Origin of the sequence: Acidiphilium iwatense (assembly GCF_021556475.1) — a bacterium.
Taxonomy (GTDB): domain Bacteria; phylum Pseudomonadota; class Alphaproteobacteria; order Acetobacterales; family Acetobacteraceae; genus Acidiphilium; species Acidiphilium iwatense.
The window spans coordinates 23025-37108 of sequence record NZ_JAKGBZ010000002.1; the positions used below are offsets into that span (position 1 = coordinate 23025).

General features: G+C 63.9%; 7 protein-coding genes. 3 read left to right on the plus strand and 4 right to left on the minus strand.

Annotation, left to right across the window (positions count from 1 at the left end; translation table 11 throughout):
- The first annotated feature begins 2 nt into the window (after positions 1–2).
- From L2A60_RS01580 to L2A60_RS01590, 3 genes are read left to right on the plus strand one after another with little or no spacing between them, the layout of a single operon-like run.
- Positions 3–1166, plus strand: a complete 1164-nt coding sequence (locus L2A60_RS01580; RefSeq protein ID WP_235702615.1) for an efflux RND transporter periplasmic adaptor subunit — start codon at positions 3–5, stop codon at positions 1164–1166.
- Positions 1163–4369: an efflux RND transporter permease subunit gene (locus tag L2A60_RS01585; RefSeq protein ID WP_235702616.1), complete on the plus strand. Its 3207-nt coding sequence runs from the start codon at positions 1163–1165 to the stop codon at positions 4367–4369. The genes L2A60_RS01580 and L2A60_RS01585 overlap by 4 nt, the downstream gene beginning before the upstream one ends.
- A gap of 2 nt (positions 4370–4371) precedes the next feature.
- On the plus strand, positions 4372–7464 hold the full coding sequence (locus tag L2A60_RS01590) for an efflux RND transporter permease subunit (RefSeq protein WP_235702617.1): 3093 nt from the start codon (positions 4372–4374) through the stop codon (positions 7462–7464).
- Between the two features lie 7 nt (positions 7465–7471).
- Here L2A60_RS01590 and glgA read toward each other — a convergent pair whose 3' ends face one another.
- The 4 genes from glgA to tsaD all read right to left on the minus strand — a co-directional run bounded on the left by glgA (position 7472) and on the right by tsaD (position 14062).
- Positions 7472–8908, minus strand: coding sequence for a glycogen synthase GlgA (gene glgA / locus L2A60_RS01595; RefSeq protein WP_235702618.1), 1437 nt, complete (start codon positions 8906–8908; stop codon positions 7472–7474).
- Positions 8909–8911: 3 nt separating this feature from the next.
- On the minus strand, positions 8912–10183 hold the full coding sequence (gene glgC, locus L2A60_RS01600) for a glucose-1-phosphate adenylyltransferase (protein WP_235702619.1): 1272 nt from the start codon (positions 10181–10183) through the stop codon (positions 8912–8914).
- Positions 10184–10403: 220 nt separating this feature from the next.
- The gene (locus tag L2A60_RS01605; protein WP_235702620.1) at positions 10404–13082 is read right to left on the minus strand and encodes a glycogen/starch/alpha-glucan phosphorylase; all 2679 of its coding nucleotides are present in this window, start codon (positions 13080–13082) and stop codon (positions 10404–10406) included.
- The gene (tsaD, locus tag L2A60_RS01610) at positions 12989–14062 is read right to left on the minus strand and encodes a tRNA (adenosine(37)-N6)-threonylcarbamoyltransferase complex transferase subunit TsaD (protein ID WP_235702621.1); all 1074 of its coding nucleotides are present in this window, start codon (positions 14060–14062) and stop codon (positions 12989–12991) included. The genes L2A60_RS01605 and tsaD overlap by 94 nt, the downstream gene beginning before the upstream one ends.
- Positions 14063–14084 lie beyond the last annotated feature (22 nt).

The following is a 14084-nucleotide window of genomic DNA, read 5'->3' on the forward strand; positions in this document are numbered from 1 at the left end:
CGATGGCGAAACGACGCGGACGGACTATCGTTCTGGTGATCGTGATCGTGGTGATCGCGATCGTGCTGGTCCGGCTGTTCGGCGGGCCGGCCAAGCCGAAATCCACGAAGTCCCAGACGATTCCGGTCACCGTTGCAAAAGCCTCGGTGCGGGACGTGCCCGTCTATCTCGATGCGCTCGGCACGGTGGTTGCCTATCGCACCGTGACGGTGCAGCCGATGATCACCGGACCGCTCGAAAAGGTTCTGTTCCACGAAGGACAGTTCGTGAAGCAGGGTCAGTTGATCGCCGAGATCGACCCGGCGCCTTATAAGGCGTCGCTCGCCCTGGCCGAGGCCAAGCTGGCTCAGGACCAGGCAAGCCTCGCCAATGCGGAATTGCAAGCGCGGCAATATGCGTCGCTGGTCGCACGGAACTATACGTCGAAGCAGCAGGCGGCCACCGCCGAGGCGACCGCGGCGGAGGATCGCGCGCTGGTCAAGCAGGACGAAGCGACGATCGAGACCGACAAGATCAACCTCGCCTACACGAAAATCCGCGCGCCGATTTCCGGCCTGACCGGAATTCTCCAGGTGAATGCCGGCAATATCGTCAATCCCAACATCACCGGCGGGATCGTGGTGATCAACACGCTGCAGCCGATTTCGGTGCAGTTCAGCCTGCCCCAGCAGGATCTGCCGCAGATCCGCCGCGCGATGGACGCGGGAGCGGTGCATCTGATCGCCACCGCAGAGGGCAACCCGGTGACCGCGCCGGTGCTCGACCACGGCGTTCTCTCGGTGCTCGACAACACGGTCAACGCGAATACCGGGACGCTCACCCTGAAAGGCAAATTCCCCAACCCCAAGCTGGAGCTCTGGCCGGGTTCCTATGTCAATGTGCGCACCCTGGTGCAAACCATCGGCCACGCCGTGACGGTGCCGCCGGTCGCGGTACAGCAGGGGCCGAACGGCAGTTTCGTGTTCCTGGTCAAACCCTCCGCGAACGCCAAGGACCCCGCGACCGTGACCGATCAGCCGATAACCATCGATTATGAAAACCAGTCGGTCGTGGTGGTCGCCAAGGGGCTCGCCGGCGGCGATCAGGTGGTCACCGAAGGTAATTCACGGCTCAAGGCCGGCTCGAAGGTGACCATCGTGGCGCCGCCCAAGGCGGGTGCGCCGTGAACATCTCGGCCCCGTTCATCGCGCGGCCGGTCGCAACCTCGCTGCTCGCGATCGCCATTCTTCTGCTCGGCATATTGGGCTACCGCTCCCTGCCGGTCTCCTCCCTGCCGCAGGTCGATTTTCCGACCATTCAGGTCGTCACCAAGCTGCCCGGCGCCTCGCCGGATACCGTCTCGAAGCTGATCACCGCGCCGCTGGAGCGTCAGTTCGGCGAAATCGCCGGGCTCGCCGCGATGAGTTCGATTTCCAGCCAGGGCACCAGCGCGATCACGCTGCGATTCCAGCTCAGCGTTTCGCTCGACACCGCATCGCAGGACGTGCAGGCGGCGATCAACGCGGCGTCCGGCACGCTGCCGCCCAATCTGCAATATCCGCCCACCTACACCAAGGTGAACCCGGCCGATGCGCCGATCATCAGCCTTGCACTGACCTCGAAGACGGTACCGCTCTACGCCATCGCCAATGCCGCACAGACTGAGATATTGCCAAAGCTTTCCGAGATCAGCGGGGTCGGACGGGTGACCATCGAAGGCGGGATGCGCAAGGCGATCAGGATCGACGTCAATCCCGCGCGCCTCGCCGCTTACGGCATTTCGCTCGAGGATGTGCGCAATGCGATTTCCAATGCGAACCAGACCGGCGCGAAAGGCGCGTTCAACGGGCTCGATCAATCCTACACGCTGGGCGCCAACGACCAGATCACTTCGGCAGCGGAGTACCGCAACGTCATCGTCGCCTATCAGAACAAGGCGCCGGTGCGTCTGTCGGCGGTGGGATCGGTCACCGAGGGGCTGGAAAACAACCAGGAGCTGGCGAGCTACAATGGAACGCCGGCGGTCGTGCTCGATATCCAGCGCGAGCCGGGGGCCAACATCGTCAGTACCGTGCAACGGGTTCAATCGGCCCTGGAATCGCTGCAAACGACCCTGCCGCCCGGAATCGACTTGACGGTTGCCGCCAACCGCACCGGCACGATCAAGGCCTCGGTGCGCGACGTGCAGATTACCCTGATCACCGCAGCGCTTCTGGTCGTACTGGTGATTTTTCTGTTCCTGCCCAACCCCCGCGCGGTGCTGATTCCCGCGGTGGCGCTGCCGCTTTCGATCATCGCCACTTTCGCGGTGATGAGCGCGCTTGGCTATCAGCTCGACAATCTCTCGCTGATGGCGCTCACCGTCGCGTCGGGATTCGTGGTCGACGATGCCATCGTGATGATCGAAAACATCGTCCGCTTCATCGAGAATGGCGAAACTCCATTGCGCGCAGCCTATCTCGGGGCGCAGCAGATCGGTTTCACCATCGTCTCGCTTACCGTCTCGCTGGTCGCTGTGTTCATTCCACTGCTGTTCATGCCCGGCGTGATCGGCAGGCTGTTCTCGGAATTCGCGGTCACGCTGGCCGTGGCCGTGGTGATCTCGGCGGTGATTTCACTGACACTGACGCCGATGATGAGCGCGCGGCTGCTGCGCCCGGCGGCATCCGAGCGGCCAGGGCGGATCGCTCGCAGTGCTGAAGCATCGCTCGTCGCCGTGCGGGAACGTTATCGGCGCGGGCTCGACTGGAGCCTTGCCCATCAGCGCCTGATGCTGGCTGTTTTCGCCGCGACCGTGGCGATCACCATCATTCTGTTCGCCGTGGTGCCGAAAGCGCTGCTACCGCAGGAAGATACCGGCGCGATCGTCGCGGTGACCGAGGGGGCGCAGAGCATTTCGCTCGATGCGATGCAAAAAATTCAGAACCAGGCGATCGCCGCGATCCGGCACAACAAGGCGGTTGCCGGCGTGATATCCCAACTCGGTTCGGGTCTGACCAATCCGACGCCGAACACCGGCCGGCTGACCATCACGCTCAAACCGTTCGGCCAGCGCGCCGGGATCGCCACGGTGATGCGCCAGTTGCAGGCCTCGCTCGCCACCATTCCCGGTTTGCATTTCTACATGCAGCCGGTGCAGGACATCACGCTCTCATCGCGCGTCTCGCCCACGCAATACCAGTACACGCTGACCGACACCAACCAGGTCGAACTCGATCTCTGGGCGCGGAAAATCCAGGCCGAACTTGGGAAGTTGCCACAGATCACCGATCTTGCGAGCGATCAGCAGAACCAGGGTCTGCAGACCTATATCGATGTCGATCGTGCCGCTGCCGCACGGCTCGGCATCAGCATGGCGACGATCGAGAACACGCTTCATGACGCGTTCGGCCAGCGGCAGGTTTCCACCATCTATACCCAGAATGCCCAGTATCGCGTGGTGCTCGGCGTCGATCCCTCCTATGCGACCTCGCCCGAGGCACTCGCGCATATTTTTCTTTCCACCGGCAGCCTTGCCGCCAGCACAAGCACGACGGCGCTCGGTCCCGGCGGTGCGGTGAGCGGTAGCAGCACGACCACCACCGGCGCCGCGAGCACGACGACAAGTACGACTAACGCGAGCAGCGTGCCGGCGCAGGTGCCGCTGCTTGAGATCGCGAAAATCGAGCGGAAATACGGCCCCCTCGCGATCACCCGCGAAGACCAGTTCCCCTCGGTCACGCTCAGCTTCAACCTCGCGAACGGCGCATCGCTGGGCGCGGCCGAGGCCGCAATTCAGAAGGCGGAGCAAAAGCTCGGCGTGCCGAATTCCATCACGGGCACCTTTTCGGGTGCCGCCGCGGAGTTCCAATCCTCGCTCGCCGAGGAACCCTGGCTGATCGCGGCCGCTCTGGTGGTGATCTACATCGTGCTCGGCGTGCTCTATGAAAGCACGATCCATCCCGTCACGATTCTGTCCACCTTACCGTCCGCCGGTATCGGCGCGCTGCTTGCCCTGATGCTGACCGGCACCGAGTTCACGCTCGTGGCACTCGTCGGCATCGTGCTGCTCATGGGCATCGTGAAAAAGAACGGCATCATCATGGTCGATTTCGCGATCGAGGCGGAGCGCACGCGCGGGGTCACGCCTGAAGCGGCGATCACCGAAGCGGCGATTTTGCGCTTTCGCCCGATCATGATGACAACGATGGCGGCACTGTTCGGCGCAATTCCGCTGGTGCTTGAAGGCGGCGCGGGATCGGAGCTGCGCGCGCCGCTCGGCATCACCATCATCGGCGGGCTGCTGGTCAGCCAGTTGCTGACCCTGTTCACCACGCCCGTCATCTATCTCGCGATGGACCGGCTGCGCCCGAGCGCGCGCCGCCTGAGCCAGCCGGCGCCGGCGGAATAGCGATGAGCTTCTCGGCCATCTTCATCAAGCGGCCGATCGGCACCACCCTGCTCGCTCTCGGCATTCTGCTCGCCGGCGGCCTTGCCTACCGCCTGCTGCCGGTTGCCGCCGTGCCCAGCATCCCGATCCCCGCCATCGTGGTGTTCGCCTCGGAGCCGGGAGCCGACCCTTCGATCATGGCGAGCACCGTCGCGGCGCCGCTGGAACATACGCTCGGCACCATTCCGGGCGTGGATGACGTGCATTCGGTGAGTTCGACCGGCTCGACCTCCGTGGTCATGCTGTTCGACACCGGCACCGACATCAACGCCGATGCGCACGACGTGCAGGCGGCGATCAACGCCGCCCTGCCCAACCTGCCCTCGGCGATGCCGAGCCGGCCTTTCTACAAGGAGTTCAACCCCGCCTCGCGGCCGGTTCTGACCATGTCGCTCACCTCGAAAACCATGAGCCTGGGCGCGATCTACGACACCGCGGACACCATTCTGGTGCAGCGGCTTTCGCAGGTGAAGGGCGTCGCCCAGGTCAATCTCTATGGTGGCGGCTCGCCGGCGGTGCGCATTCGGCTGAACCCGCGGGCGCTTGCCGCGGCCGGACTTACCGCGACCGATGTGTACAACGCGGTGCGCAGCGCGAACGACATCGCTCCGCTCGGCGTTCTGCAGGGCAAGCGCCGCGCGCGCATCATCGCGATCAACGGGCAGTTGCACGACGCCGCGCAATACCGACGCATCGTGCTGAAGGCGAAGAACGGCGCGCTGCTGCGCCTGTCCGCTGTCGCCTCGGTGGTCGACAGCATCGCCAATACCCAGTTGGCCGCGACCGATGGCGATCAGCCCGGTATCGTCGTCGCGATCACCAAGACCGCGCAGGCCAACGTGATCAAGACCGTCGAAGGGATCAAGCGACTTCTTCCCGATATTCGCAAATGGCTGCCACCGGGAATCCATCTTTCGATCCTCACCGACCGGACCACGACAATCCGCGCCAGTGTCGCAGACATTCAGCTTACGCTGCTTATCACCATTCTGCTCGTGCTTGCCGTGGTCACGCTGTTCATGCGCCGGCTGACGCCGACCATTGCCGCCGGCGTGACCGTGCCGCTCTCGCTCGCCGGAACCATCGCCGCGATGTGGGCGCTCGGCTTTTCGCTCGACAATTTCTCGCTGCTCGCCCTGACGATTTCGGTCGGCTTCGTGGTGGACGATGCGATCGTGATGATCGAGAACATCGTCGCCCAGCACGAGCGCGGTTTGACCGGCATCGAGGCGGCACTGGTCGGCGCGCGCCAGATCGGCTTCACCGTTTTCTCGATCACCGTCTCGCTGGTCGTGGTGTTCCTGCCGCTCACCTTGATGGGCGGTATCATCGGCAGCCTGTTCTATGAATTCGCGATGACGCTTTCGGTTGCGATCATCATTTCCGGGATCGTCTCGCTGACCGTCACGCCGATGATCTGTGCCCATTTCATGGGCCGCACGCCGAAAATCGGCCGGCAGTCGCGCCTCGCGCGCGGGATCGACCGGCTCTACCGCAACGGCCTCGCTGCCTATGCGCGCAGCCTCGACTGGGCGCTCGCGCATCGCTGGCTGATGCTCGCCTCTTTCGCGATCACCCTGGTTCTCACGATATTTCTCTACGTCAAGGTACCCAAGACGTTCATCCCGGAGGAGGATACCGGACTCATTCTCGGCCAAACCATCGCGGCCCCGGATGTCTCGTTCGACCGGATGCAGCGCCTGCAGGCGCGGGTCGTGCACGTTATTTTAGCAAACCAAGCGGTCGCGACGATCAGCTCGCGTGTGGGAGTCGCCAACGGCTTCTCCACCGCCAATCGCGGCCATATGTTCATCGGGCTCAAGCCGCTGTCGCAGCGAACCGTTTCCGCGCAAACGGTAATCCGGCAATTGAACGCAAAGCTCGACACAATTCCAGGCATCACCACCCAGATGCAGGTTGCGCAGGATATTTTCATCGGCGGCCAGTCGAATGGCGGCGAATATAGTTTTTCGGTGCTCGACCCGTCGCTGTCCGAGCTGGATCACGTCACCCGCGACATCGAGGCGAAATTGCGCACGCTGAAATCGATCAACAACATCTCGACCGACCAGGACAAGGCGCAGACCGAGATCATGATCGAGATCAACCGCAACGCTGCCTCGCGGCTCGGCGTGTCGGTCGCGGCGATCGATGCGGCGCTTGCCAATGCCTATGCGCAGCGCCAGGTTTCGCGAATCTATCAGGCGCAGAACCAGTATGCCGTGGTGATGAAGGTGCCCGCAGCGCTCGATCGCGCGCCGAGCCAGCTCGACCGCATTTTTGTCAGCGGCACCAAGGGACCGGTGCCGCTACGCCAGCTCATCACCGTCATCCGCAGTACCGCGCCGCTTTCGGTCACTCATGTGAACGGCATTCCGGCCGGCACGATCAGTTTCAATGTCGGCAAGGGTGTTTCGCTCGGCACCTCGATCACCGACGTGAAGCAGGCGATCGCCACGATGCCCTTGCCCGCCGACGTCAAAATCCAGTTCGGCGGCAACGCCAAGTATTTCCTGAAATCGATCGACCAGGAACCGATCCTGATTCTTGCAGCGCTGATCGCGATCTATATCGTGCTCGGCGTGCTCTATGAAAGCCTGACCCAGCCGCTGACGATTCTCTCCACCCTGCCCTCGGCCGGCGTCGGCGCGCTACTGGCGCTTTTGATCACCGGCATTCCGATGTCGGTGATCGGCGTGATCGGTATTTTCCTGCTCATGGGCATCGTGAAGAAGAACGGCATCATGCTGGTCGATTTCGCGCTCGATGCCGAACGGCGCGGCGATATGTCGCCGCAGGAGGCAATTCGCGCCGCCTGTCTGGAGCGGTTCCGGCCGATCATGATGACGACGATCGCCGCCATGCTTGGTGCCTTGCCGTTGGCCTTCGCGGTTGGCACCGGCTATCAGTTGCGCCGGCCGCTCGGCGTCGCGGTGATCGGCGGCCTTCTCGTCTGCCAGGCGCTCACCCTCTATACCACGCCGGTGATCTATCTGGCGCTCGCCGGCTTCGGCAAGCGCCGCGCGCGGCGCATCGCGACGATGCCCGCCGAATGACTATTTGTTAGTTCACGAGTGATCGGTATAATGCCGCATAGCGGCGTGCCGGCTGTGTCCAGGATACATCGAGCGCCATGGCGTTGCGCTGCATCCGCCGCCAGGCCGGCTTGTCCGCAAAGAGCGCGGCGGTGCGGCGCAGCCCCAGGGCCAGCGCGTCGGCGGCGACCGGCGCGAACTGAACGCCGGTCGCGACGCCGGCGGTGAGACCGACCTCGTTCGCGTCGATCACCGTGTCGGCCAATCCGCCCACCCGCGCGACGACCGGGATCGCGCCATAGCGTTGCGCGGAAAGTTGCGTGAGCCCGCATGGCTCGAAGCGCGACGGCACCAGAATCGCATCGGCACCGCTCTGGATCAGATGGGCGAGCGCTTCCTCGAAGCCGATCGTCGCGGCAACCCGGCCCGGCCGCATCACCACCGCCGCGCGCAGCGCGCGTTCGATGGATGGATCGCCAGCACCCAGCACCACGAGTTGCGCCCCCAACGCGTCGATAACCGGAAGAGTTTCGATCACGAGGTCGATGCCTTTTTGCGATGCCAGCCGGCTGACCAGGCCGAACAGCAACACTGCCTTGTCCTGATCGAGTCCCATGCGCGCCTGCAACGCTTGTTTGTTGGCGGCGCGTCCGGCGAGGGTGCGGGATGTGAATTGTACCGCGAGCGCGGCATCGGTGGCGGGATTCCACACCGCGGTATCCAGACCGTTCAGGATTCCGTGCATCGCGGACGCGCGCGCGCGGATCAGCCCATCCAACCCCATGCCGCCTTCGGGGGTTGCGATTTCCGCCGCATAGCTCGGCGAGACCGTGGTGATCGCATCGGCGAGTTGCATTCCGGCCTTGAGGAATCCGATCGCGCCGTAATGCTCGACCCCGTCGATGGTGAAGGCGCGCGCGGGCAGGCCGAGTGTGCCGAGCAGATAAGCCGGAAATTGCCCCTGATAGGCGAGGTTGTGAACCGTCATCACCGTGGGCGGCGCCGGACGCTCGCCGAACCGCAGATAGGCGGGCAGCAATCCCGCCTGCCAGTCATGCGCATGGACAACGTCCGGGGCGAAACCGGCGACAGTACCTTGCGCGATCATCGCCGCCGCCCGGCAGAGGGCCGCGAAACGCTGCGCGTTATCGGGCCAGTCCATCCCGTCCGGGCCGAGATAGGGATTGCCCGGCCGGGCGAACAGATGCGGCGCATCGAGCACGAAGAGCGGCAAACCCTGCGATTCCGCCGAGATGATGCGTGCATCGCCGCCGAACAGAGCGGGGATGTCGAGTGCGGGCTGGGTTTTCGTCAGCCCGGCCAGCACCGAGGGATAGCCGGGGATCAGTGCGCGCATCGCGATTCCCTCGGGCGCCAGCGCCGCCGGCAGCGCGCCCATCACGTCGGCCAGTCCGCCGGTCTTGACCAGCGGGTAGAGTTCCGACCCGACCGAAAGAACCTTCATGCTTCAGGTGTTTTCCAGCCGGCTGATCATCGTCTGGGTGATCAGGCACACGCCTTTTTCGGTGCGGCGGAATCGCCGCGCATCGTCTTCCGGATCCTCGCCCACCACCATGCCTTCGGGAATCCGCACGCCGCGATCGATCACCACATTGGTCAGCCGCGCGTGCCGGCCGATATCGGCATCCGGCAGGATCACCGCTGCCGTGATCTGCGAAAACGAGTTCACCCGCACGCCGGTAAACAACAGCGAGCGCCGGAGCGCCGCGCCCGAAACCACGCAGCCGCCGCACACCAGCGATGAAACCGCGAGGCCGCGCCTGCCTTCTTCGTCATGGATGAATTTCGCCGGCGGCGTGCCTTCGGTATAGGTCCAGATCGGCCAGCCCCGGTCGTAGATATCGAGGGCCGGGATGAAATCGGTGAGGTCGATATTCGCCTCCCAATAGGCATCGATCGTGCCGACATCGCGCCAATACGGCTCGGCCTCCTTGCTCGACCGCACGCAGGATCGCGAGAAATGATGAGCGAAGGCGCGGCCGTGACGCACCAGATGCGGGATGATGTCGCGGCCGAAATCATGCTGGGAAGCGGTGCTCGCGGCATCGCGCCGCAATTCCTCGATCAGGAATTTGGTGTCGAACACATAGATCCCCATGCTCGCAAGGGCGAGATCAGGACGGCTGGGCATCGGCGGTGGATTGGCCGGCTTTTCCAGAAATCCGATGATTCGGTCGTTCTCGTCGATATGCATCACGCCGAAACCGCTCGCTTCCGCCAGCGGTACTTCGACGCAGGCGATTGTCACATCAGCTTTCTGCGCGACATGCTGCTGCAGCAGCACTTCGTAATCCATTTTATAGATATGATCGCCGGCGAGGATGATGATGTATTGCGGGCCGGTGCTCTCGATGATCTCGATGTTCTGATATACCGCGTCGGCGGTGCCGAGATACCATTTTTCTTCCGATACGCGCTGGCTCGCCGGCAATATGTCGAAACTCTCGTTGCGCTCGCGGCGAAAGAAGGTCCAGCCGAGCTGCAAATGCCGGATCAGGCTGTGGGCCTTGTATTGCGTCGCGACGCCGATATGATGGATGCCGGAATTCAGCGCGTTGGACAGGGCGAAATCGATGATCCGCCACTTGCCGCCGAAATGCACCGCCGGCTTCGCCCGCTTGTCGGTCAGATCGTACAATCGCGAACCGCGGCCGCCCGCCAGCACATAGGCCATCGCGTTGCGCGAGAGCGGCTTGGTCAATCCGTTTTCTCTGGCCATTTTTCGTTCGCTCCCCTGATTGCGCGGCGTAGGAACTTCAGAACCGCCACACTAGTGTCCCGATTCGGAAGTTCGTTTGTGCTGGCCGAGGTGTCTTACGAACTTCCGAATCGAGCAGGACACTAGTAAGCATTTGATTCTAGTGTGGTTTATGGTTCTGAAATTCCTAAAATCGCTGCCACAAGCATATTAGGAATTTCAGAACCGCCACACTAGCGCATCATGTGGTCTCCAGGCTGGTCGTGCGCCAGATGTCGCGGGCATAGTCGGCGATCGCGCGATCCGACGAAAAATATGCCATGCCGGCGGTATTGTTGATCGACATGCGCCACCAGGCCTCCTGATCGAGCCAGAGCCGATCGACCGCGCGTTGCGCCTGCGCATATGAATCGAAATCGGCGGTCACCAGAAAACGATCTTCGCCGCGCAGTTCCCGCGCGATCGGATGGAACCGCGCCGCGTCGCCCGGCGAAAATACACCGGACTCGATCGCGTCAATCACCTCGCCGAGCGCGGGCGATGCCGCGATCGCCTCCGCCGGCCGCCAGCCTTCGGCCTTGCGCGCCGCGACCTCCTCGGCGGTGAGACCGAAGATGAACATGTTGTCGGCGCCGACATGGTCGCGGATCTCGACATTGGCGCCATCGAGCGTGCCGATGATCGGCGCGCCGTTCAGTGCGAATTTCATGTTGCCGGTGCCGGAGGCTTCCATCCCGGCGGTCGAAATCTGTTCCGAGAGATCAGCGGCGGGAATGATCATTTCGGCGAGGCTGACATTGAAATTCGGCAGGAACACGACCTTCAGCAGCCCGCGCACCGTGGGGTCGCTGTTGATCGCGCGCGCCACGTCGTTGATCAGCTTGATGATCAGCTTGGCCTGATGATAGCTCGCCGCCGCCTTGCCCGCGAAGATTTTCACCCTCGGCACAAAATGCGCGGTCGGCCGCGCGCGGATCGCATCGTAGAGCGCGATGGTTTCCAGAATGTTCAGCAATTGCCGCTTATATTCGTGAATGCGCTTGATGTGGACATCGAACAGCGCGTCCGGGTCGAGCTTCACCCGCAGATGGTCGCGCACCCAGCGGGCGAGCCGCACTTTGTTGTCGCGCCGGCAGGCGGCGAACCGGCCGCGAAACCCGGCATCCTGTGCGAGATCGCGCAAGCCCGCGAGTTCGGCGGGATCGTCGCAGACCTGCTCGCCGAGGGCCTCGACCAGCAAGCGCATCAGACCGGGATTCGCCTCGAACAACCAGCGCCGGAAGGTGATCCCGTTGGTGACGTTGGCGATGCGGTCGGGAAACATTCCGTGCAGCTCGCGAAAGACCGTGCCGCGCATCAGCTCGGTGTGCAGGGCCGAAACGCCGTTGACCCGATGCGAGCCGATGAAGGCGAGCGTGCCCATGCGCACACGCCTGCCGTGGCTTTCATCGATCAGCGACAGCGTGGCGAGGCTGCCGTCGGTAACGTCTTCCCGTGCCCGCGCGCGCTCAAGATGCTCTGCATTGAGCAGATAGATGATCTGCATATGGCGCGGCAGCAGCCGCTCCATCAGCGGCACCGGCCAAGCTTCCAAAGCCTCGGGAAGCAGTGTGTGGTTGGTGTAGGAAAACGTGCCCTGGGCGATCTCCCACGCCTCGTCCCACAGCAATCCATGCACATCGACCAGCAATCGGATCAGTTCGGGAATCGCGATCGAGGGGTGAGTGTCGTTGAGCTGGATCGCGACTTTCTCAGGCAGGATGCGCAAATCGCCGTAATGGCGCAAATGCCGGCGCAGCATGTCCTGCAATGTCGCGGAAGCGAAGAAATATTCCTGGCGCAACCGCAGCTCCTGGCCGGCCGGCGTTGCGTCCGACGGGTAGAGCACGCGCGAGATCGATTGGGCCCGCACATCCTGCGCCAAGGCGCCGACATAATCGCCCAGATTGAACGTATCGAGCTGCAGCGGATCGACCGCTCGGGCCGACCACAGCCGCAGCGAATTCACGTGCCGGCCGCGCCAGCCCACCACCGGCGTGTCATAGGCAACCGCGCGCACCACTTCGCCTGGATGCCAGACATGGCTGATCTCGCCTTCATCGTCGCGCACCGCCTCGACACGGCCGCCGAATGCGATGTCATAGGCGATTTCCGGGCGTTCGAATTCCCAGGGGTTGCCGACCGAGAGCCAATCCTCGGGAAATTCGTGCTGCCGCCCCTCATGGATCGCCTGACGAAATAACCCGTTATCGTAACGAATTCCATAGCCATAGCCGGGAATCGCGAGCGTGGCCATGCTCTCCATGAAGCAAGCGGCAAGCCGGCCGAGCCCGCCATTGCCCAGCGCCGCATCGGGCTCCGTCTCGCGCACGCGATCGAGATCGACGCCGAGATCGGCGAGGGCGGCACGGGTGATATCGACCATGCCGAGATTGGTCAGCGTGTCGAACAGCAGCCGGCCGATCAGGAATTCGAGGGAAAGATAATAGACCCGCTTATGGCCGCGCTCGTAAATCGCATTGGTGCTCGCGATCCAGCGCTCCACCACCCGATCGCGCAGCGCGAAGGCAAGAGCGACGAACCAGTCGCGTTCGCTCGCGGTGAAAACATTCTTGCCGACACCGTAGATCAGCTTGGCGACGATGGCGTCGCGCCAATCCTGCGCCGAGCGGATCGGCGGCAGCGGCGGCGGAACGGCGGCCAGGGGTTTCGTGTCGCGACGAGTCTGGTCCGGCCGGTCCTGTGTCGGTGTATCGTTCATCAGGGCAGCCTTTTCATTCTTGGCGGTCAGACTGACATGAAACCCGGCTTCGCTGCAACGCAACTTTACGCCGCGCAATTCAGCATCCAGCGCGGCCGGCACGGTGCGGCAAGCGGATCGGACGGCGAACCGGCGCGCATCCGCTCGATCGCCGCCCATGCGACCATCACCGCGTTATCGGTGCAAAGCCGCAGCGGCGGTGCGATCAGGCTGCGCCCGTCGCGGGCCGCGACATTGGCCAGAGCCGAGCGGATCGCGCCATTGGCCGCGACTCCGCCGGCGACAACCACCGCCGTGCAGCCGGGCATCATCGCGAGCGCGCGACCCAGCCGGTCGGCCATCGCCTCGACCACCGCGCGCTGGAACGATGCGGCGAGATCGGCGGCGAAGGATCGCGAAAGCGCCCCCGGCGGCGTGGCGGCGACGCGCTGCGCCACCGCCGTCTTCAGCCCCGAGAACGAGAAATCGCAGCCCGGCCGGCCGAGCATCGGGCGCGGCAGGGCGAATCGCGCGGCATCGCCCTCGGCGGCGAGACGTTCCAGTGCCGGTCCGCCCGGATAGGGCAGGCCGAGCAGCTTGGCGACCTTGTCGAAGGCTTCGCCCGCCGCGTCGTCCAGAGTGGTGCCGAGCCGGCAATATCGTCCAACCCCCTCCACCGCGATCAGGGCGGTATGGCCACCGGAGACCAGCAGCAGCAAATAGGGGAATTCCGGCACCGATACGTCGAGACCGGGCAGCCGCGCGGTCAGCGCATGGGCTTCCAGATGGTTGATCGCGAAAAACGGCGCGCCGGTGGCGATCGCCATGCCCTTGGCAAAATTCGCCCCCACGATCAGGCCGCCGATCAGCCCCGGTCCGGCGGTCGCCGCGATCGCCGCGAGATTTCCGGCGCTCACTCCCGCTTCGCGCAAGGCCGCGCCCACCATCGCCGGCAGAATGTCGAGATGGGCGCGCGCCGCGATTTCCGGCACCACGCCGCCGAACGGCGCGTGATCGGCGATCTGGCTGGCCAGTTTTTCGGCGCGGATCGCCCCGCTCCCGTCGAGCACCGCGCAGGCGGTCTCGTCGCAGGAGGTCTCGATGCCGAGAATCAGCGCGGCGGCGCCGGGCGCGCCAGGGATCGCGGCTTTTCTTTCCATGACGATGCTTTTAAGCATCGCC

Excerpts from the sequence above, each read along its gene's own strand:
- L2A60_RS01580 (WP_235702615.1), top strand. The coding sequence starts at position 3 with ATGGCGAAACGACGCGGACGGACTATCGTTCTGGTGATCGTGATCGTG.
- L2A60_RS01590 (WP_235702617.1), top strand. The coding sequence starts at position 4,372 with ATGAGCTTCTCGGCCATCTTCATCAAGCGGCCGATCGGCACCACCCTG.
- glgA (WP_235702618.1), bottom strand. The coding sequence starts at position 8,908 with ATGAAGGTTCTTTCGGTCGGGTCGGAACTCTACCCGCTGGTCAAGACC.
- glgC (WP_235702619.1), bottom strand. The coding sequence starts at position 10,183 with ATGGCCAGAGAAAACGGATTGACCAAGCCGCTCTCGCGCAACGCGATG.
- L2A60_RS01605 (WP_235702620.1), bottom strand. The coding sequence starts at position 13,082 with ATGGGCGGCGATCGAGCGGATGCGCGCCGGTTCGCCGTCCGATCCGCT.
- tsaD (WP_235702621.1), bottom strand. The coding sequence starts at position 14,062 with ATGGAAAGAAAAGCCGCGATCCCTGGCGCGCCCGGCGCCGCCGCGCTG.